The sequence below is a fragment of the Polaribacter sp. Asnod1-A03 genome (genome assembly GCF_045063585.1).
Lineage (GTDB): Bacteria > Bacteroidota > Bacteroidia > Flavobacteriales > Flavobacteriaceae > Polaribacter.
On record NZ_JBEFOE010000009.1, the window covers coordinates 911,429 to 933,312 of the forward strand.

Below are 21,884 nucleotides of genomic sequence, written 5' to 3' on the forward strand. Positions count from 1 at the left end.
TAAATTAGTGCTTTATAAATTATTCGAAAAAATAAATGCAATTTAAAAATCCTGAAATTCTATACTTTTTAGCACTACTAATTATCCCGATTATAGTGCACCTTTTTCAGCTACAAAAGTTTGTAAAAACACCTTTTACAAACGTTGCTTTTTTACAAAAAATAACACAGCAAACTCGTAAAAGTTCTAACATAAAAAAATGGTTAATTTTAGCTACAAGATTACTTTTATTTTTAGCGATACTTTTAGCTTTTTCACAACCTTATATTAGTAATAAAAACATAGAAATAAAACAACATAATTTTATTTATTTAGACAATTCGTTAAGTGCAAATACAAAAGGAGAAAAAGGAAATTTACTACAAAATGCAGCGCAAGAAATTATAGAAAATGTTTCTGAAAAAGATGTATATTCGTTGCAAACAAATTCAGATTTTTATTCAGAAATCACAAAACCTGAATTAAAAAATGTGTTGTTAAACATTAAAGAAACTTCAAAAAAAATAAATTTATCTAATGTTTTACTCAAATTTAGCACAGAACAAAAAAACAAAACAAACACTTTAAATGGAATAATATTAATATCTGATTTTCAGAACACTTATAAAAGTGAGTTTACAAATGTAACACCCTCTTTTTCTGTTATTAAATTAGAAAGCGCTACAAAAAACAACATTTCTATAGACAGTATTTTCATCACAAACAAAAACACTGATAATTTTACATTAAACATTACCATTAAAAACCAAGGAAAAGCAAAAAACAACATTCCTTTAGCTATTTACAACCAAACTAAATTAGTTAGTAAACTCTCCTCCTCTTTCGAGAAAGATTCAGAAAAAACAATTGAAGTCACAATCCAAAATCAAGAAAAATTTAACGGAAAAATAGACATCAATTTTAGCGATACTTTTAGCTTTGACAACACCTTTTACTTCACTCTAAAAAACAACAAAAAAACAAACATCTTAGCAATAGGAAACAAGTCTAATTTCTTATCAAAAATCTATACTAAAAACGAGTTTAATTTTACTGAATACTCCGTAAAAAACATTAACTACAACAACATAGAAAAACAGCAATTAATTGTATTAAATGAGCTTGAAGAAATACCAGAAATCTTGTTAAATAAAATTATAGACTTTTCTAATAAAGGAGGAAATGTTGTAATCATTCCGAATGAAAACTCTAAAATAAGTTCATACAATTTGCTTTTAAAAAAATTGAATTTAGGTAAAATTATTTCTAAAAAAACAGACAGTTTAAAAATTACAAATATCAATTTTGAACACCCAATTTTTAAAAATGTTTTCTATAAAAAAATCACAAATTTTCAATATCCGTTTGTAAAAAGTCACTTCTCTATTTCATTAAAAAATTCAAGTAAAATTATTTCTTTCGAAAATAATTCTGCTTTTATTTCAGAAATTAAAAACGAAAAAAATAAGGTTTATTGGGTAGCAGGTTCACTACAAAAAGAGAACAGTAATTTTACAAACTCTCCTCTTATTGTTCCTGTTTTTTACAATATCGGAAAATGGAGTTTTAAACAATCAGAATTATTTTACAGAGTAGATTCTGAAAATAAAATTGATGTTGAAACAAACTTAAAAAAAGACAATGTTCTAAAAATTATGAATGATGAAATTTCATTTATTCCGCTGCAACAAAAATTTCAAAATAAAGTAAGCATTACTACAAATAATCAACCTCTAAAATCTGGATTTTATAGCGTCTTAAAAAATACAGATACAATACAAAAATTAGCTTACAATTATCCAAAAGAAGAAAGTTTATTAAACTTTTTAGACTTAAACGAACTTAAAAAAATCAATAAAAACATTACAATTTCTACTTCAGTAAAAAATGTTTTTAAAGAAATGAACAAAAAAAACGAAGTTCATTCACTTTGGAAATGGTTTTTAGCGCTGGCAATTGTATCTTTGTTTTTAGAAATTTTGATTTTAAAATTCTTTAAAAAATGACCATTCTTATAAAATCGGCAACGATTATAGACTCTTCAAGTCCTTATAATAATCAGCAAAAAGACATATTAATTACCAACGGAATCATTAATAAAATAGAAGATTCTATAGAAACAAAAGAAAATTATACAGTTGTAGAACTAGATAATTTACACGTTTCTTGTGGTTGGTTTGATACTAGTGTTTCTTTTGGAGAACCAGGTTACGAAGAAAGAGAAACTATAAAAAAAGGATTAGAAGTTGCTGCTAAAAGTGGTTTTACTTCTGTTGCTGTAAATGCAAATTCTAACCCAGTTATTGATAACAAATCTGCTGTAGAGTTTTTAATAAATAAAGCAAACGGATTTGCAACTAACTTATACCCAATTGCTGCTTTAACACAAAATAGTAAAGGAGTAGAAATGGCAGAATTGTATGATATGAAACAATCTGGTGCAATTGCTTTTGCTGATTATAACAAACCAATTGCCAACGATAATTTGATGAAAATTGCACTTTTGTATGCACAGAACTTTGATGGTTTGGTATTTAGTTTTCCAAAAAACAAAGCAATTGCAGGAGAGGGAATTGCAAACGAAGGTATTAATAGTACTAAATTAGGTTTAAAAGGAATACCTAGTTTGGCTGAAGAAATTCAAATAGCAAGAGATTTATTTTTATTAGAATATACTGGTGGAAAATTACACATACCAACAATTTCTACTGCAAAATCTGTTGCATTGATAAAAGATGCTAAAGAGAAAGGTTTAAACGTAACTTGTAGCGTTTCTGTACATCATTTAGTGCTATCTGATGACGAATTACATGGTTTTGACAGTAACTTTAAAGTAAATCCTCCTTTAAGAACTAAAACAGATATTACTGCTTTACAAGAAGGAATAAAATCGGGCGTTATAGACATTATTACATCAGATCACAACCCTATTGATATAGAAAATAAAAAACTAGAATTTAGCGAAGCTAAAGACGGATCTATTGGTTTAGAAAGTGCTTTTGGTGCAATTAATTCGGTTTTAAGTTTAGAAGACTTTATAGAAAATATAACAAGTAAACCAAAAACTATTTTTGGTTTAGAAAATTATTCGATTAAAGAAGATAATACAGTAGATATTACTTTATTTAACCCTAATGATAATTATGTTTTTATCAAAGAACATATTTTATCAACTTCTAAAAACAGCGCTTTTTTAGATAAAAATTTAAAAGGGAAAGCATATGGTATTTATGCAAACAATCAGCTTATTTTAAAATAAAAAAACCATGGAAAACTATACTGTTAAAGAAGGAAAAACAGCTGCAATTATCAGTCATTTATGGGTAATTGGTTTAATAATTGCTTTTTTTATGAATAATAATAAAAGAAATTACTTTACCAGTTTTTATATTAGACAGACAATTGGTTTAAATTTATTTCAACTTTTAAACGGATGGATTATTTATAAGTTTTTAGGTTCTACAGCTGGTTACATAGTAGGCGTAATCATATTTGTTTTATGGATTATTTCTTTAATTGGTGCTTTTAAAGGAGAAAAAAAGCTAGTACCTGTAGTTGGGGAACAATTTCAAGAATGGTTTAAAAACGTTTAATAAAACTTAAAAAAGCATACAAATGAGTGATTTACAATATCTAATTAGAGAACCTAAGAAAGTAACAGAAAATCCCCCTTTATTAATTCTATTACACGGATACGGAAGTAATGAACAAGATTTATTTTCTTTTTCAGAAGAGTTACCAGATGAATTTTTAATTATTAGCGCACAAGCTCCTTACACTTTAGGTTACGGAAGTTATGCTTGGTTTGCCATAAATTTTGATGAAATAAATGGTAAATTTTCTGACTTAGACCAAGCTAGAGAATCTCTAGATAAAATTGCTCTTTTTATTGATGAAATAAAAGAAAAACACAAAACAGATCCAGATAAAACATTTTTATTAGGTTTTAGCCAAGGAGCTATTTTAAGCTATTCTTTAAGTTTTTTCTACCCTAATAAAGTACAAAATGTAATTGCTTTAAGCGGTTATATTAATACAGAATTATTACCAGAATCTATTTCTAAAGAAATTAAAACCAACTATTATTCTTCTCATGGAACTGTAGACCAAGTATTACCGATAGAATGGGCAAGAAAAAGCAAACCTTTTTTAGACAACTTAGGTTTTAACAGTGAATACTCAGAATATCCTGTTGGTCATGGAGTTGCTCCTCAGAATTTTTTCAGTTTTAAAAAATGGATTGAAGAACGTTTGTAAATCAGACAATATTCTATTTTTTTATTTTTCAAGAATAAGTTTATATTGATTCTTCTCTTCTATTTTTAATTATAAAATAGTAAGTATTCTCTTTTTGGTACGACATAAAACTAAAGAAATATACAAGTTTTATCTGTTCAATCAATTTTAAAAATTATGAATTCAATTTTAAGAATATTTATTTTCCTATACATTACTCTACTTTTTGCTTGTAGCTCCGATAAAACTCCTGAAAATACAAAATCAATTTCTGTTACAAAAACAGAAGTTATGGATACTAAAAACCAATTTAATGATTATTGGTATGCTGGTAAAGCAGAATTAAATAGTTACGAATTAAAACAATCTAGGTATGGAGAAATCCGTAAAGGTGAAGTTGTATTAGTCTTTGTAACAGAACCTTTTTCTTTTAGTAAGCAAGTTAAATTAGACAATCCTAAAGCAGCAGGAAACGATAATGTTTCTGTTATGAAATTAAATAATATTAGAAAATTTACTACTGGTATTTATGACTATTCTATTGTAAGTTCTACTTTTACACCTATTGATACACAAAGACATCCTAATACTTTAAAGTTAAATACGAGTATTCAAGAATGGTGCGGACACACTTTTACACAGTTAAATCTAAGAGAAAAGAACTATCAATTTAAACAATTTTCTTACTTTGAAGCTGATGGAGATACAGAAAAAGAGATACCAACTGCCCTTTTAGAGGAAGAGTTGATGACGCGTATTCGTATTAATAAAGGACAATTACCTCTTGGAGAAATCGATTTAATTTTTTCTACAATTTATAGCCGTTTTGCATATAAAGACATACAAGCTACCAAAGCAAAAATTAGTAAAACAGAATCTGAAAGTGTTATAAAATATAAAATTGAGTACCTAAAGTACGATAGAACGATTACTATTGACGTAGAAAAAGAATTTCCTTATAAAATTCTTTCTTGGACAGAAGATAATGGAGATGGATTAATAACTGAAGCCAAGTTGAAAAAAAGTTTGAAAGAACCTTATTGGAATCAAAAAAAGATTGTTGATGAAGCTAAAAGAAAAGAGTTACAATTAATTAACTAAATTGATTACCTTATAAAAAAGTAAGATATTAATATTATTCTCAAGCTAAGATGAAAGCATTAATTATTGGAGCAACAGGCTCTACAGGAAAAGAGTTATTAGACTTAATTCTTAAAGACAATTATTTTGATAAAGTTGAAATTTTTGTTAGAAGAAATATTTCTATATCAAACGATAAGCTAAAGGTTAATGTAATTGATTTTGACAAAACTGATCAATGGAAAAACTTGGTAAAAGGAGATGTTTTGTTTTCTTGCTTAGGCACAACCTTAAAAGCAGCAGGAAGCAAAGATGCACAATGGAAAATTGATTATCAATATCAATATGATTTTGCTAAAGAAGCAAAACAAAATCAAGTAAAAAATTATGTTTTAATCTCTTCTGCATTTGCTTCTGCTGATTCTTCTTTTTTTTACTCAAAAATGAAAGGACAATTAGACGATGATATAAAAAAGCTCGATTTTGAAAATACAATAATTTTTAAGCCACCAATTTTAGAAAGAAAAGATAGTAAAAGAACAACTGAAATTTGGACTGTAAAAGCAATTAAGTTTTTTAATAAATTTGGTATTCTTAAAAAGAACAAACCTATTTCTACAGAAGTTTTAGCACAATCGATGATAAATGCTCTGAAAAAACTAAAATCAGGAACACATATTCTAGAACAACAAGAAATCTTAGAATACTAAATAAACTTATTTTTATCTTTTAAAGACAATTCTTACTAAATAATTTAAATATTATCTAGTAAGAATCTTTTATATTTATTGGATTAAGAAAATGAGTTTTATCTATTTCTCCTAGAGCGTCCGCCGTTTCCTCTATTTCCTCCTTGTACATTCATTTTTTGTCCTGCAAAACTACCAAACTTATACACAAATGTTGCCATAAAATATTGTTCTAAAATTTTATTTTCAACATCTTGAATGTAAGTTTCTGTTACAGATCTTCTATAGCCATTGTTTTTACCCAACATATCATAAGCAACGATAGAAAATGTTGCTTGATTATTCCATAACTCAACACCTAAACCTGCATTCCAAAAAACAGCATCTCCATCAAACTCATCTCCTACTCTACTATTATAACGGTAAGCAACCTTATTAGATAAAAACGCATTTTTAAGAAAAAATACGTTGGTATCTACATTAACATTCTGTACAAAATAGTTATTATCATTAAAGGCATCTGTATCATAAACGCTCTTATTTTTAGAATAACTATACGCTGTACTTACATCAATTTTATTATCATAAGAATATCTAAAAGAAACCGAAGGCTTTATAATTGTAGTTTTAGCTGTAAATGTTACAGCATTTTGGATAGACAAACTGTTACTAAAACTTCCGTTTAAACTTGCATTTAAATTAATGTTCGTTTTTCTGTTAAAAAAAGATTTAGAAACTGCTAAATTACCTGTGTAAGAATAATCGCCATCTATATTAGAATATGTAGTATATCTATTTAAATTTGCATCTGTAATTGTTGAATTGATAATTTTATCTTGAACAAACTGAGCCCTTACATTTCCAGAAATATTGATGTTATTATAAGCCAAATTATTTTGATATTGAAAACGTATATTATGTGTAACTCCTGGCTCTAAAAGAGGATTACCAACTATTACATGGGTAATATCACTAAGATCTTCTACAGGTTGCAACTGACTTACAGATGGTAAATCTACGCTCTGACCATAGTTTAAAGTAATGTTTTTATACCCGTTTTCATCTCTATAACGAATTCTACCAGAATATGTTAAATAATCAAAATCTGCTTTAAAATTACGATCTGTTACCAGTTTATCTTCATAATCTCTAGAGGTATTTATATAAGCTCCTTCAAACTCAAAACGAATATCTTTAAATTGATATCTTAATTTTAAAGCTGGTCTTAATGTAGTAGTTACATATTTACTTTCTAAACTTAAAACATCATTAAAACTATCATATTCTTCTGTATCTTCATTAAAATCATAAATATCTTTATCATTTTTTTCAGAATAAAAAGTAGCACTATAACTAGGCATTAATCTAAAATTAGTGAACAATTCTTTACTCCAAAATGCATTTAAATTAATATTACTACTATTACTATCTGCAATATTTATTTGATCTTGCACAGTGGTTTCATTACTATTAACAAGTGTATTTTCTGAATAGTTTTGGCTATCTGATTCTTCTTTTGTAAAATTAGTATTTAATCTTACCCTTAAATAATCACCTTTATTATTTAAAACAGAAGTCATTCCAAGTACATTTTTTAGCTCACTATCAGAAGATGTAGATTCACTTTTAGAATTATAATCACTAACTAAATCTCCGTTACTGTAATATGATTCTTTATCTACCACAGAACCAGAATCCTCATTAGAACTTTTAAAATCAGTTTCGTTAGACAACTGTATTTTATTATTAGATTTATTCTTTTTAGGTTTGATAATAAATTTTAAATCTGCACCTGCTGTATGGCTTTCAGAATCTGTATAACTATCACTATCAGAATCTGTAATGTAATTAAAGTCTGGTAAAAAAGTTTCTTTATGGCTTTGTTGATCAAAATCTCTGTTTTGAGAACTATATCTATAATTACCGTTTACTCTTGTTTCATTCCACTTACCTTTTGTATAATTTGCTCCAATAAAATCAGATTCAATATAACCGTTACTTGTATCTGTATCTGGTAAAGCATTAAAACCTCTAGATAAATTTATATTGTTAGTTCCAGCAATAAGACCTATTTGTTTTCCATCAATTAGTTTAAATATATTTGCATTTACTTGGTATTTATCATCAGTACCATAACCTAATTTAACATCACCAAAACTTGCTCTGTTTTTCCCTTTTTTAATTTTTAAATTGATTTCTTTTGTGCCAGAATCCGATTCCTCACCTGTAAATTTCTGATTATCTGTTTTATAATCTGTAACCTGTATTTTACTAATTACGTTACTTGGTAAATTCTTTAAGGCAATGTCACCACTTTTTTCACCAAAAAACTTCATTCCATCAACATTTATTGCTTCTACTTCTATTCCGTTTACGGTTATATTTCCATCAATATCTATATCTACACCAGGTAATTTTTTTAATAAATCTTCTGCTTTATCATTGGGCAGTGTTTTAAAACTATCCGCATTATATTCTACAGTATCTTTTTTAATTAAAACAGGCGGAGCTCTTGCAATAATTGTAACAACATCTAATTGCTCTGTAAGATTTTTTAGAACGATTAATCCCATATTTAATTTACCTCCAGATGGCACATTAATATCTTTTACATAAGGTTCGTAACCCAAAGATGCAATGTTAAAAATAACTTTAGAATCATCACCAGAATTTACTCTTAAAGAGAACTCTCCGCTATTGTTTGTTATACCATAAGCTATAGGAACACTATCTTTTACACTCTGTAAATAAACAGTTGCACCATTTAATAAAATAGAGTCTTGGTCTTTAAGAACACCTTCTACGGTAAATGTTTGAGAAAATAATGATGTAGAAATAAATAATATAAGTAATAGTAGAATTTTTTTCAATTTGGTTTTATTTAGAGGTTACTTTTTTGACAGATAATGCACTGTATAGTTTAATTTTAAAAACGTTAAATAAAAGTTAAATAACATATTTTTAAATCTAAAATTCATTAAACACTATAATGTCTTTTAAACTACCTTTGCAATAAAAATATATAGATGCAGTTTTCTGAATTACCTTTACATAAATCTATCTTAAAAGCAGTTGCCGAAGAAAGATTTCACAGACCAACTTTAGTACAACAAAAAGCAATTCCTTTAGTTTTGGCTAAAAAAAATGTAATTGTTTCTGCACAAACAGGTACTGGTAAAACAGCCGCTTTTGCATTGCCTATTATTCAACTTTTGTTGGATAAACAAAATGAAGAAGAAAAAACTAAAAAAATAAAATCATTAATTGTTACGCCTACGAGAGAGTTGGCTATACAGGTTTTAGAAAACTTTACAAACTATAGCAAGTATACAGATTTAGTTACTACTGCTGTGTTTGGTGGCGTTTCTTTAGAACCACAAAAAGAAATATTAGCAAGAGGTGTAGATGTTTTAATTGCAACACCAGGTAGATTAATTGATTTACAATTACAAGGAAACATTGATTTAAGTGCTGTAGAGATTTTTGTATTAGATGAAGCCGATTTAATGTTAGATATGGGTTTTATTGCTGATGTAAAAAAAATAGAAGCGCTTTGCCCAAAGAAAAAACAGACATTACTTTTTTCTGCTACAATTCCAGAAAAGATAGATGAATTGGCAAAAAGGATTCTAAAAAACCCGATTAAAGTAGAAATAAATCCAGAAGAAACAACTGCTAAAAATATTGGTCAGTTATTGTATTATCTTCCAAAGAAAAATAAAACAGATTTATGTCTGCATTTATTAAGAAATACCATAAATGGTAAAATAATTATTTTTAGACGTACAAAATTTGGTGTTGATAAGTTAGAAGAATCTTTAAATAAAAATGGATATAAAGTAACAAGTATTCATGGTGATAAAACACAAGCAATAAGAAATAAGGCTATTGAAGATTTTAAAGATAAAAAAGCCAATATTTTAATTGCTACTGATGTTGCTGCTCGTGGTATTGACATCACAAATGTAGATGCAATTATTAATTTTGACATACCAAATGTACCAGAAACGTATGTACATAGAATTGGTAGAACGGGGAGAGCTGGTAAATCTGGAATTGCATTTTCTTTCTGTTCTCCTGATGAAAACGCTTATATTAAGTTAATTGAAACTTTAATTGAAAAACAAATTAAGGTTATTACAGAGCATCCTTACCCTATTGCAAAACCAAAACATAAAAAGAAACAACCCAATACCGTTAGCAAACATAGTAAAGGAAGAAAATCTGAAGCTTCTAAAAAGAATAAAAAACGTTGGTATTAAAGTTTTTTCTAATATAAAACTAAACCCCAAATTGAGTTAAGTGATGATCTATATGCTTGTAAAAAGAATTATTCCATTCTTGGGTTGTTAATTTACCAAAAGAATGAGATTCTTTTCCATCAAAATAAGACTCACCTAATTCTTGCGTTTTTACAATGTAAGCTACTAATTGCTTCTTTTCTTTTTCAAAATCTCTTTCATCAGTAATTATAAATTGTGGAGCTGTTTTACCATTTTTAGCATATGGTTTTTCTGACACAACAATGTTTTTAACAAATGTTTTTAAAATCCACCTTGTAAAAGCATTAGGTTTTACATGTTTATCTGTATAAACCATCTCGTAAGTTACCGAACAATGTGCCAGCATTTGTGATACAGACATTTTACCCCAAATAGGTTGTGATGTTGCTGATAAACTATTAACTCTTGCTATTACTTCTTCTGTAACTTCTTTTTCAAAAATATTTTTCATTTTAATCTAATGCTTTAAATATTAATTATTTTCGTCAAAAATACGATTCATTTATCTTCTTAAACTTGCCTTATGACAAGAAATATAACTATAATATTTCTTTTCTAATTCTACTTAAAGAAGTATCTGTTATTCCTAAAAAAGAAGCAATGTGTTTTAAAGATGCTTTCTTTATAATTTCTGGATGGTTTTTAATCAACTCTTTATATCTATAAGACGCCTTATCGGTAATCATACTTAAAGTTCTTTCTTTTAAACTAAAAAAATCACCTACCAAACGTGCTCTTCCCCAATCTCTGTATGCTTTATATAAATTAAAATCTTTGTTAAAAGTTTCTATTTTTTTTATCCATAAAACACAATCTTCTACCGCTTGTACATCTTCTTTTGTAGGTATTTGCATAAAAAAAGAACGTCCTTCTAAGATTAAAGCATCTTTACCATAAAAATTAGTAGTTACTTCATTTCCATCAAAATCTATAACATAAGAACGCAGAAAACCACTAATCACAAAATAATATCCTTTTACTATAGAACCGCTTTTTATTAGAAGATCTCCTTTTTTAATTGTTATTTTTTCATATCCTTTAACAAGGTTTTCAAATTCATCCGTTGTTAAACCGATTGTACCTAACTCTTCTAACAAGATCTTTTTATCATCCATTTTAATGCAATATTTTAAATAATAATTCTTTTAAAATATCTCTGTGAGATTGGCTTGCTCCTACACCTTTACTTTTAACATCTGCATCTCTTAAAGTAGCAATTACTTGTGCTACTTTACGCATCGGATAATTTCTTGCCGCAGAGAAATACTCATCAACAAAATAAGGACTAACGCCTAAGTTTTTTGCAACAGAGCTTTTAGATTTGTCCTTTAAACCATGAAACAAAAGCAATTGTGTAAAAAAACCGTTTAATAAAGAAATCGTCATTACCAAAGGATTGTTCTTTGGATTTTCTACAAAATAATTGATAATTCTATTTGCTTTTAAAACATTCTTTTCTCCAACAGCTTTCTTTAATTCAAAATTATTGTAGTCTTTAGAAATACCAATATTTTCTTCTATATGCTTGTCTTCTATAATGGTTTCTTTAGATAAAACTAGCATTAATTTATCTAATTCATTAGAAATCTTACTTAAATCTGTTCCTAAAAATTCTACCAACATTTGTGCAGCTTTAGGCTCTATTTGATATTTTTTTCCACCTAAAACTCTACGAATCCAGTCTGCAACTTGGTTTTCATATAACTTTTTGCTTTCAAAAACCAATCCAGATTTAGATACTACTTTGTGTAGTTTTTTACGTTTGTCTAATTTCTTATACTTATAATTTACAACCAAAACAGTAGTTGGTTGCGGATTTTCTGCATAAGAAACCAATTTTTCTATAGATCTACTTAAATCTTGTGCTTCTTTTACAATGATAACTTGTCTTTCTGCCATCATTGGGTATCGCTTTGCAGAAGAAACAATATCTTCTATACTCGCATCTCTACCATACATTATTTGTTGATTGAATCCTTTTTCTGATTCATCTAATACACTTTCTTCAATAAAATCAGAAATTTTATCTATATAATAAGGTTCATCACCCATTAAAAAATAGATCGGTTTTATATTTCCATTTTTTATATCTGCAACAATGCTTCTAATCTCGTTCATTTACTCTTTTATAATTATTGCCTTTTCTAATTCTGAATCTGTAGGTCCTTCAAACCATTTTTCCATAAATTCAAAATCGTTTTCACTTACTTCAAACTCAAAAGTTTCACCTTTTTCCAAGTTTCTTTTTAAAATTCTTTCTTTTCTTATTTCTTTAGAAATATCTAAAAAATGAATTTTAACTTCTAAATTATTTTCTTCTGCAAATTTTCTATATTTTTCTCTGTGAGAAAACTTAGAAAGGCCAACATCTAAAATACTATCTACTTTAGCATTTTCTAACTGTAAAATTAAATCTTGCATTAAAAGTTCTGATCTTTCTATTCTTTCTAAAAACCAATCTAAACCATCTTTTTCTGTTTTATCATCTAAAAACAGTACTTTATTCCATTTATCTAAAGTAAAAATAATTCCTTTAGTGTCAGATTTTAAACTATTTGCATAAGTAGATTTTCCTGCCCCAGTATTACCCACTAATAAATGTATCATGTCTGATTTTTATTTACTTTTGATTGATGCAAAAACTCAATCTACCTTCGTATAATTTCAAACTCAAAAGTAGCGAAAATAAGACGCTTATTTTTGATAAATTAAGAAAAAAATATTTGGTTTTAACTCCAGAAGAATGGGTTCGTCAGCATTATGTTTACTTTTTAATCGATCAAAAAAAATACCCTGTTTCTTTAATTGCTTTAGAAAAACAGTTAACGATAAACAATCGAAAAAAAAGAACGGATATATTAGTTTTTAATGCAGAAGGGAAACCAGATATTATTGTAGAATGTAAAGCGCCTTCTATAAAAATTACACAAGATACTTTTGATCAAATTGCACGTTATAATTTAAAATTAAAAGCCAATTTTTTAATTGTTACCAATGGATTTCAACATTTTTATTGCAAAATGGATTTTGAAAACGAAACCTATATTTTTTTAAGAGAAATACCTGATTATAAATAGTAAAAAACTTCTTTTTTATTAAGTTTACTTTTAAGCTTTAAGTAATTTATTAAATGTAAATTTGCCACCTTGAAAATAGCAATCGTCATATTAAATTGGAATGGGCAAAAACTTTTACAACAGTTCTTGCCATCTATTGTAGCTTTTAGTGCTGCAGAAGCAGATATCTATATTGCAGACAATGCATCTACAGATACTTCTATTAAATATGTACAAGATTTTTTTCCTGCTATTAAAATTATAGAAAACACTACAAACGGTGGTTATGCAAAAGGTTATAATGATGCTTTAAAATCTGTAAATGCAGATATTTATTGTTTATTGAATTCTGATGTTGAAGTAACAAAAAACTGGTTAAAACCTATTATTGAAACTTTTAAAAAGGATGAAAGTACAGCCGTTATTCAACCTAAATTGTTAGATTTTAAAGACAAAACAAAGTTTGAATATGCTGGTGCTGGTGGTGGTTTTGTAGATTTATATGGTTATCCTTATTGTAGAGGACGTGTTTTTAATAATTTAGAAACAGATAAAGGACAATTTAATGACGAAACTGATATTTTTTGGGCTTCTGGAGCTTGTTTATTTATTCGTTCTAAAGTTTATCATCAGCTAAATGGTTTTGATGAAGATTATTTTGCACATCAAGAAGAAATAGATTTATGTTGGCGAGTTCAAAATAACAACTACAAAATTAAATATGTTGGCACCTCTACTGTTTATCATGTTGGTGGTGCAACTTTGCAAGAAACAAATCCGCATAAAACCTTTTTAAACTTTAGAAATAGTTTACTAAACGTAGTTAAAAACATTCCTAAAAAATGGTTTCTTTTTGTTGTTTTTTCTCGTTTAATCTTAGACGGAATTGCTGGTTTAAAGTTTTTATTAGAATTAAGACCAATACATACTTTGGCTATTTTAAAAGCACATTTTAGTTTTTATAAAAACTTTTTTAAATTCTTAAAAAAACGAAAAAAACTTAAAAAGAAATTAGATTACAATAAACATACAAGCGTTGTTTGGCAATATTTTGCTTTAGGTAGAAAAAACTTTAAAGAATTAAAATAATTTTTTTAACTTTTCTTTTCTTTCTTCTTCTTTTTCTTTGCGTTTTTTGCAAACATCAATTTATACTCTTCTACATCTATTTCAGATTTTCTTTCTAGAATAATTTTAGTAAAATCGAAATGTAATCTTGTAGGTTGATATTTTAATTTATTATTCTGAAAAGCTGTTTGCAAGATATTTTCAATTAAAAAATCTTCGTTAACAGATTCTGGGTGATATTCTGTTTTTAATGAAAGCTTAAAAACATTGGCTGTTGTATTGTACCAAAAAGCTTTCCAGCCACTTCTTAACACCTTTATATTATCAAATGCTGTTTCTCCCGTTTGTCTATGAATTAACTTTATTAAAATACGACCTTCGGTAGTCGTCATTTTTTTCATTTGTTCTGTAAACTCACCTTCAATATATTTTTGAACCATTCTAATATATCTTTTTCGCTTACTTTTAGATTCAATCTTTTCTATTCTAACACTTAAAGAATCTAATCTTTCTGATGCCATTTGAGCATAAGGATACGCTTTAAAAACTTTTCTACGAAACCATAAATAATAACGAATATCGTTTCTAGACTTAAATTTTGGTTTTGGTATTAATGAGAACTCATCTAGATTAACCGTTAAAGTATCTCCTGGTTTCACAAAAACATACTCGTCTATATTTGTAGGCAAAGAATCTATTTCTTTCTTTTGAGAAAAAGAAAGAAACGAAATTGTTACTATATATATGTAAAGTAGTTTTTTCAAATCTTTATATAATCATCATTAATTAGGCCAAGTTTTTGTCTTAAGAAATCTTATCTATAAAATCTTGTTCAGAAATAATTTCAATGCCTAAATTTTCTGCTTTTGTTAATTTGGCTGGTCCCATATTATCGCCAGCAATAATAAAATTTGTCTTTTTAGAGATTGATGAACTTACTTTTCCTCCATTATCTTCTATTGCTTTCTTTAGTTCGTTTCTACTCATTTGATGAAAAACACCAGAAACCACAAAAATTTGTCCTTCTAATTTATTGGTTTGATTTTCTAAACTTTCTGCAGAAACTTCTAACTGAACTCCAGATGCTTTTAAGCGATTTATTAATTGAATATTACCTAAGTTTGATGAAAAATCGATGATACTTTGTGCAATTCTATCTCCAATTTCATCAACAGCAATTAAAGTATCAAAATCCGCAGTCATTAAATTATCTATCGATTTAAAATGTTTTGCCAATTTTTTTGCAACTGTTTCTCCTACAAAACGAATTCCGAGTGCAAATAATACTTTTTCAAACGGAATTTCTTTTGATTTTTCTATTCCATCAATCATATTATGGGCAGATTTTTCTGCCATTCTTTCTAACGGAATTACTTGCTCTACTTTTAAATCGTATAAATCTGCATAATTTGCAATTAATCCTTCTTTACGTAATAAATCTACTGTTTCTCCTCCTAAACCATCAATATCCATGGCTTTTCTAGAAATAAAATGCTGAATTCTTCCTGTTATTTGTGGCGCACATCCAAACTCGTTTGGACAATAATGTTTTGCATCTCCTTCTGTTCTTACCAATTCTGTATTACAAACAGGACAATGTGTTGCGTAAATTGTGTGTTCTGAATTTTCTGGGCGTTTAGTAAAATCGACAGCAATAATTTTTGGGATAATTTCTCCTCCTTTTTCAACAAAAACAGTATCACCAACTCTAATATCTAATTTTGCAATTTGGTCTGCATTGTGCAACGACGCTCTTTTAACCGTTGTACCTGCTAATTGCACAGGTTGTAAATTTGCTACCGGAGTAATTGCGCCAGTTCTACCAACCTGATAAGTAATTTCATTTAAAATTGTAGAAACTTGTTCTGCTTTAAACTTATATGCAATTGCCCATCTTGGTGCTTTTGATGTGTAGCCTAACTCTTCTTGTTGCTGAAGATTATTTACTTTTATAACAATTCCGTCTGTTTCGTAAGGTAAATTATGACGATTTGTATCCCAATGATTTACAAACTCAAAAACTTGATCAATAGATTTTGCTAACGTAATTGTTTCTGGAACTTTAAAACCAACTTTTCTTGCATTTTCTAAACTTTCAAAATGCGTTTTATATTTGCGTTCTTCTGTTACAACTTGATATAACAAACAATCTAAAGGACGTTTTGCAACCTCTGTACTATCTTGTAATTTTAAACTTCCGCTTGCAGTATTTCTTGGATTTCTGTAAGCTTCTTCTCCATTTTTTACACGCTCTTCGTTCATTTTATTAAAACCATCAATTGGTAAAATAATTTCTCCACGCATTTCAAAATTAGAGACAAAGTCTTTTTTTATTGATAACGGAATTGAGCGAATGGTTTTAATATTATTGGTTACTTCATCACCTTGAAAACCATCGCCACGTGTAACAGCTTTTATAAATTGACCATTTTCATACGTTAAATTGATAGAAGCCCCGTCGAATTTTAATTCGCAAGAATATTCGGTTTCTGTTGTTCCTAAAACTTTTTGAACTCTTTTTTCCCAGTCTAATAAATCTTCTTTAGAATAAGAATTATCTAAAGAATACATTCTATTTTTATGTACAACTGTATCAAAATTTTTGGTGATGGTTCCCCCTACTCTTTGTGTTGGCGAATTTGCATCGAAAAACTCTGGATTTTCTGTTTCTAATTTTTCTAATTCTTTTAATTTGATATCAAAATCGTAATCTGAAATTGAAGCATTATCTAACACATAATAATTATAATTATGTGTATTTAATTCATCACGAAGTGATTGTATTTTTTGTTGATTTGTCATTCTAAAATAAAAAATTAATCCTTCTTCTCTCCTGTTAAAACATTTACTCCATTTGGCAAAGGATTGCCAGAACATCGTCTAAAAGAAACTAATTGACCAACATGCCAAATTGCATCTGCAATTGGACCATTAATTACACACCAAAAAGACAATTCTCTATTAGGAAATAGTATTTTGTATTGAGAAACATCTTTACTTTCTCTAAGAATTGTGCTTGCTTGTAATAGATTTTCTAATGTTTGCTTTCTTTTTTCTGCAAAGGTCATTTCTGGTTGTTCTCCTCCATTTACCTTTATTAAAGTAGCATATAAAATTCTTATTGATAAATTATAAATATGATCTATGGTTTCTTCTGTTGTTCTTGCTTCTGAATTTGGTTTAAAAGCCAAATCTTTTTCGGTTAAACCTTCTGTTGCCCAGTAATAACGAAACCCTAAACCATCTACCATTCTACTTGCTGTTGAACCTGCTGTAAATTCTTTTGCTGATTCTGGTATTTGATAATATGGAAGTTTTTCTTGTGAATTCATTTTAAAAAAGGACTTGATTGCAATGGTAAAAATACTAAAAACGGTACATGAAACAATTGTTTTCTATAATTTTAAGTAGACTAAAAGTTGGCAAATAAGTTTAGCCCTGATTGAACGCATGTTTGAGCTCTTTTTGAGTAACGAAAAAAAGCGAGTAGTGAAAGCAGGAAGTAGCTTCTAAAAAAAAGAAACCTCGAAATAAAAATATTCCGAGGTTTTTACATTCAATTTTTATTGAATGAATTTGCACTAAGAGATTTTTAATAATAGGTAAAACGTCTCACTTTTGCGATGTGTTTTGCCAAGCGCATTACTTGATGAGAATACCCGTATTCGTTATCATACCAAACATAAATTACAATAGTTTCTTTGTCTGTAATTGTAGATTTACTATCAAAAATTGATGGAGCTGTTGTACCTACAATATCTGCAGAAACCAACTCGCAATCTAAAGAGTATTTTATTTGTTCTACCAAATCTCCTTCTAAAGCATATTTTTTTATGATAGCATTTACTGCTTCTGTACTTGTAGGAACTTTTAATTGTAAATTTAAAATAGCTAAAGACCCATTTGGTACGGGTACTCTAATTGCATTAGACGTTAATTTGCCTTCTAACTCTGGTATTGCTTTTGATACTGCTTTACCAGCACCAGTTTCTGTAATTACCATGTTTAAAGCTGCGGCTCTACCTCGTCTGTTTTTATTATGCATGTTGTCTACTAAATTCTGATCATTGGTATAAGCGTGTATCGTTTCTAAATGCCCTTTTTTTATTCCGAAATTGTCTTCTAAAACTTTTAAAACAGGTGTAATAGCATTGGTTGTACAAGATGCGGCTGAAAAAATATCTACTTTTTCTGGACTGTATAGTTTATGATTTACACCATGTACAATATTAGGAATTCCTTTACCCGGAGCCGTTAACAACACTTTACTAGCTCCTTTTGCTTTTAAATGTCTTTCCAATGCAACATCATCTCTAAAGGCACCTGTATTATCTATAATTAAAGCATTATTAATACCAAATTCTGTGTAATCGATATCTTCTGGCTGTTTTGCAGAAATCATATAAACTGTTGTTCCGTTTATAATTAATGCCTTATTATCCATATCTGTTTCTACAGTTCCTAAAAAGTCTCCATGAACAGAATCGATACTCAATAAAGAAGCCCTTTTTTGTAAAACAGTTTCTGTAATTTCTCCACGAGTTACAATAGCTCTTAATCTTAATTGAGAACCTTTACCCATTTTAGTCATTAACTCTCTTGCTAAAAGACGACCAATTCTACCAAAACCATATAGAACTACATCTTTAGGTTCTATATTTTTTGAAGCAGTTGCATGCTTTAATTTATTCTTAACAAAAGCAATTTTATCATTACATTTTTGAGCACTTAAATGACATTCGTATGCCAATTTACCAATATCTAATTTTGAGGAAGGTAAATCTATTTGCTGAATTGCTTTTGCAATATCTAACGCATCTTGTACCGTAATAGTTTTACCTACAAATACTTTTGCATGGTTTATTAATTTTAAAACTTCACTAGCTCTTTTATCTACTAAAGGATTTCTGAATAATACTAACTCTATAGATTTATCGTACCATAAATCATTTATAATTGTCATAAATTCTACAACAACTCTTCTATTTTTAGCTTGAGCTAATACTTCTTCTTCGTAATTTAAAGTTTTTGACATAACTTGATTTAATATTTTTGAGTAAAAGTATTCCTTTTTTTAGAATTACGAAATCGATTTCGTAAAATTTTCGTAAATAAAAAAAATCCTGATATTTCTATCAGGATTATCACTATTAACAAAAATTACAACTATTATCTATAAATATACCTCTCTACTTCTCCTTCTAAATTTATCATTTCTACCGCCACTCTATATCTATTACTTACTAACTTATCTAAAAGTTGTGCTGTTTCTTTTGCACTACCAACCTCTTTATTATTAACCTTTGTGATAATGTAGTTTTTTAAGTTCTCATCATCATCATCTTTACCGGTTCTAATAATTTTTACTCCTTTAGAAATATCTTTCTTTTTTAACTCATCTCTAGACAAGTCTTTTAATTGCCATTGAAAAACAGAAGAAATATATCTTTCTATAGATTTAGATAATTCTACTTTTTTAACTAAAATTTCTCCATCTCTATCAATCGTTACATCTACAAATTCTCCAGGTCTTTTTGCTGTTAACTGCCCTTTTAAATCAGAAAACTTAGTAATTTTTACACTATTTACCTTTTTAATAATGTCACCCGTTTTTAAACCAGATTTTTTTGCTCCTTCTACTTCTTCTGTAACTCCCGCAACTTTTACACCTTCTTCTTGGTATCTTGTATCTACACTAATACCTAATATTGCTTGTTGTACTTTACCAAACTCAATTAAATCATCTACAATTTTCTTTGCAATATTAGATGGTACTGCAAAAGAATACCCTACAAAAGATCCTGTTTTAGAACTAATTGCGGTATTAATACCTACCAATTCTCCTCTAGAATTTACCAAAGCACCACCACTGTTTCCTGGGTTTACCGCTGCATCTGTTTGTATAAAAGAGTCTATTGCTGTATTACCTTCTAAATCTCTACCTTTTGCACTTACAATACCTGCAGTTACTGTAGATGTTAAGTTATAAGGATTACCAACTGCTAAAACCCACTCACCAATCTTAATATTATCAGAATCTGTAAACGGTATATAAGGTAAATCGATATCTGTGTCTATTTTTAATAAAGCAATATCGTTTTCTGTATCTGTACCTATTAATTCTGCTTTTAATTTATGCTGATTATTTAAGGTTACTTCTAATTCTGATGCTCCATCAATTACGTGATTATTGGTAACAATATAACCATCAGGAGAAATAATAACACCACTTCCTGTACCTACTTGTTCGTATTTTCTTGTTCCGCTTCCGCCTCCATAAAATAATTCTGCCCATGGGTTAGATTGCGTCCTTATTGCTGTATTTTTAACGTGTACAACTGCATGTACAGAGTTTTCTGCGGCAACAGTAAAATCTATAGAATTTGCTACTGAATTTACCTTATTTAATACCGGATTATAATTTGCTGTAACTGTTTTCATTGGCTGAGAAATTGTTCTTTCTACAACCGTTTCATTATCAAATAGCGTTTTATAGCCACCTAATGTAAGAACTCCACCTAAGGCAGCCATTCCTACTAAACCAAAAAATTTCTTCATGTTTCTAAATTTTTAATTACTCAAATATACAATTTTAACATTTTCAAAAAATCTGTTTAACTTGTTTTTAACTGACTTTAACCGGTTTTTAACACACTTATTTTAACCTATAAATTATTACCTTTGCTCGTATATGGATTTAACTTTTTATAAATATCAAGGAACCGGAAATGACTTTGTTATGATAGATAACAGAACAAAAACCTTTCCAAAAGAAAATACTGACATTATTTCTTACTTGGCTGACAGACATTTTGGTGTTGGTGCAGATGGTATTATTTTAATTGAAAATGATGATGATTATGATTTTAGAATGATCTATTTTAATGCAGATGGAAGCCAAACATTTTGTGGAAATGGAGGAAGATGTGCCGTTGCTTTTGCAAAACAATTAGAAATTATAAATACAAAAACAAATTTTATAGCTGTTGATGGATCTCATTTTGCAGAAATAGAAAACGGAGTTATTTCTTTAAAAATGATTGATGTTAATGAAATTGAAGTAAAAGAGAATTCAGTTTTTGCATATACAGGAACACAACATCATGTAGAATTGGTTGAAAATCTTGATACCTTTCCTGTTTTTGAGAAAGGAAAAGAAATTAGGTATTCTTATTCTGACCCTGGAAGTAATGTGAACTTTGCTCAACAAATTGATGCGAATACTTTTAGAGTTAGAACATATGAGAAAGGTGTAGAAAATGAAACTTTAGCATGTGGAACCGGAGTAACAGCTGTTGCAATTGCCATGCACAAAACACAGAAAACAACAAGTAACTTAATTGCTTTACCTGTAGAAGGTGGTAATTTAGAAGTTTCTTTTAAAGAAGATAACGGAAATTACACCAATGTATTTTTAAAAGGACCTGCTGCTTTTGTTTTTAAAGGAAATATTTCTTTTTAATACAGATTAACCTCTTTTTAAAAAAATTAAA

Annotated in this window: 20 protein-coding genes; 10 read left to right on the plus strand and 10 right to left on the minus strand. The window is 28.2% G+C overall.

Translation table 11 applies throughout. From position 1 onward, the window contains the following. The first annotated feature begins 35 nt into the window (after positions 1-35). The 6 genes from ACJJVY_RS04500 (at position 36) to ACJJVY_RS04525 (ending at position 6,005) form a co-directional block, all read left to right on the plus strand. Positions 36-1,985 carry a BatA domain-containing protein gene (locus ACJJVY_RS04500; RefSeq protein ID WP_405605608.1) on the plus strand — a complete coding sequence of 650 codons (1,950 nt, stop codon included), beginning with the start codon at positions 36-38 and terminating at the stop codon, positions 1,983-1,985. After that, on the plus strand, positions 1,982-3,238 hold the full coding sequence (locus tag ACJJVY_RS04505) for a dihydroorotase (protein WP_405605610.1): 1,257 nt from the start codon (positions 1,982-1,984) through the stop codon (positions 3,236-3,238). The genes ACJJVY_RS04500 and ACJJVY_RS04505 overlap by 4 nt, the downstream gene beginning before the upstream one ends. Positions 3,239-3,245: 7 nt before the next feature. After that, entirely contained in the window at positions 3,246-3,572 is a 327-nt protein-coding gene (locus ACJJVY_RS04510; RefSeq protein ID WP_405605612.1) for a hypothetical protein, read from the plus strand. Positions 3,573-3,594: 22 nt separating this feature from the next. Then, positions 3,595-4,236, plus strand: coding sequence for an alpha/beta hydrolase (locus tag ACJJVY_RS04515; RefSeq protein WP_405605614.1), 642 nt, complete (start codon positions 3,595-3,597; stop codon positions 4,234-4,236). A gap of 156 nt (positions 4,237-4,392) precedes the next feature. After that, positions 4,393-5,316, plus strand: a complete 924-nt coding sequence (locus ACJJVY_RS04520; RefSeq protein WP_405605616.1) for a septum formation inhibitor Maf — start codon at positions 4,393-4,395, stop codon at positions 5,314-5,316. A gap of 50 nt (positions 5,317-5,366) precedes the next feature. Next, a complete protein-coding gene (locus tag ACJJVY_RS04525) occupies positions 5,367-6,005 on the plus strand; it encodes an NAD(P)H-binding protein (protein ID WP_405605618.1) in 639 nt (212 codons plus the stop codon). A gap of 98 nt (positions 6,006-6,103) precedes the next feature. Here the strand turns inward: ACJJVY_RS04525 and ACJJVY_RS04530 are convergent, their stop codons facing one another. Continuing rightward, positions 6,104-8,854 (minus strand): outer membrane beta-barrel protein, encoded by a 2,751-nt coding sequence (locus tag ACJJVY_RS04530; protein WP_405605620.1) that lies wholly within the window; start codon positions 8,852-8,854, stop codon positions 6,104-6,106. Between the two features lie 156 nt (positions 8,855-9,010). Between ACJJVY_RS04530 and ACJJVY_RS04535 the strand changes: the two genes are divergently transcribed. Next, the gene (locus ACJJVY_RS04535) at positions 9,011-10,246 is read left to right on the plus strand and encodes a DEAD/DEAH box helicase (protein ID WP_405605622.1); all 1,236 of its coding nucleotides are present in this window, start codon (positions 9,011-9,013) and stop codon (positions 10,244-10,246) included. A 19-nt stretch (positions 10,247-10,265) separates the two neighbouring features. Here the strand turns inward: ACJJVY_RS04535 and ACJJVY_RS04540 are convergent, their stop codons facing one another. From ACJJVY_RS04540 to ACJJVY_RS04555, 4 genes are all read right to left on the minus strand, one after another. After that, the gene (locus ACJJVY_RS04540; protein WP_405605624.1) at positions 10,266-10,718 is read right to left on the minus strand and encodes a DUF1569 domain-containing protein; all 453 of its coding nucleotides are present in this window, start codon (positions 10,716-10,718) and stop codon (positions 10,266-10,268) included. Positions 10,719-10,806: 88 nt separating this feature from the next. Further along, on the minus strand, positions 10,807-11,382 hold the full coding sequence (locus ACJJVY_RS04545; RefSeq protein ID WP_405605626.1) for a Crp/Fnr family transcriptional regulator: 576 nt from the start codon (positions 11,380-11,382) through the stop codon (positions 10,807-10,809). 1 nt (position 11,383) lies between these two features. After that, positions 11,384-12,385 (minus strand): DNA polymerase III subunit delta, encoded by a 1,002-nt coding sequence (gene holA / locus ACJJVY_RS04550; protein WP_405605628.1) that lies wholly within the window; start codon positions 12,383-12,385, stop codon positions 11,384-11,386. Beyond that, a complete protein-coding gene (locus ACJJVY_RS04555; protein WP_405605630.1) occupies positions 12,386-12,874 on the minus strand; it encodes an AAA family ATPase in 489 nt (162 codons plus the stop codon). A 26-nt stretch (positions 12,875-12,900) separates the two neighbouring features. On the opposite strand from ACJJVY_RS04555, the gene ACJJVY_RS04560 reads away from it, so the two are divergent. Both ACJJVY_RS04560 and ACJJVY_RS04565 read left to right on the plus strand, forming a co-directional pair. After that, the gene (locus tag ACJJVY_RS04560; RefSeq protein WP_405605632.1) at positions 12,901-13,344 is read left to right on the plus strand and encodes a type I restriction enzyme HsdR N-terminal domain-containing protein; all 444 of its coding nucleotides are present in this window, start codon (positions 12,901-12,903) and stop codon (positions 13,342-13,344) included. 69 nt (positions 13,345-13,413) lie between these two features. Next, complete coding sequence (locus ACJJVY_RS04565; protein ID WP_405605634.1) at positions 13,414-14,412, plus strand: glycosyltransferase family 2 protein; 999 nt, start codon at positions 13,414-13,416, stop codon at positions 14,410-14,412. A gap of 5 nt (positions 14,413-14,417) precedes the next feature. On the opposite strand, the gene ACJJVY_RS04570 is transcribed toward ACJJVY_RS04565, so the two are convergent. The 5 genes from ACJJVY_RS04570 to ACJJVY_RS04590 all read right to left on the minus strand — a co-directional run bounded on the left by ACJJVY_RS04570 (position 14,418) and on the right by ACJJVY_RS04590 (position 20,949). Continuing rightward, complete coding sequence (locus tag ACJJVY_RS04570) at positions 14,418-15,155, minus strand: DUF4294 domain-containing protein (RefSeq protein ID WP_405605636.1); 738 nt, start codon at positions 15,153-15,155, stop codon at positions 14,418-14,420. Positions 15,156-15,195: 40 nt separating this feature from the next. Next, positions 15,196-17,193, minus strand: a complete 1,998-nt coding sequence (gene ligA / locus ACJJVY_RS04575) for an NAD-dependent DNA ligase LigA (RefSeq protein ID WP_405605638.1) — start codon at positions 17,191-17,193, stop codon at positions 15,196-15,198. Between the two features lie 14 nt (positions 17,194-17,207). Further along, positions 17,208-17,723, minus strand: a complete 516-nt coding sequence (locus tag ACJJVY_RS04580; RefSeq protein ID WP_405605640.1) for a hypothetical protein — start codon at positions 17,721-17,723, stop codon at positions 17,208-17,210. Between the two features lie 260 nt (positions 17,724-17,983). Further along, entirely contained in the window at positions 17,984-19,426 is a 1,443-nt protein-coding gene (locus ACJJVY_RS04585) for a glyceraldehyde-3-phosphate dehydrogenase (protein WP_405605642.1), read from the minus strand. Positions 19,427-19,560: 134 nt separating this feature from the next. After that, entirely contained in the window at positions 19,561-20,949 is a 1,389-nt protein-coding gene (locus ACJJVY_RS04590; protein ID WP_405605644.1) for a trypsin-like peptidase domain-containing protein, read from the minus strand. A 133-nt stretch (positions 20,950-21,082) separates the two neighbouring features. Here ACJJVY_RS04590 and dapF point away from each other — a divergent pair, with 133 nt between their 5' ends. Beyond that, entirely contained in the window at positions 21,083-21,853 is a 771-nt protein-coding gene (gene dapF, locus ACJJVY_RS04595) for a diaminopimelate epimerase (protein WP_405605646.1), read from the plus strand. Positions 21,854-21,884: the final 31 nt, after the last annotated feature.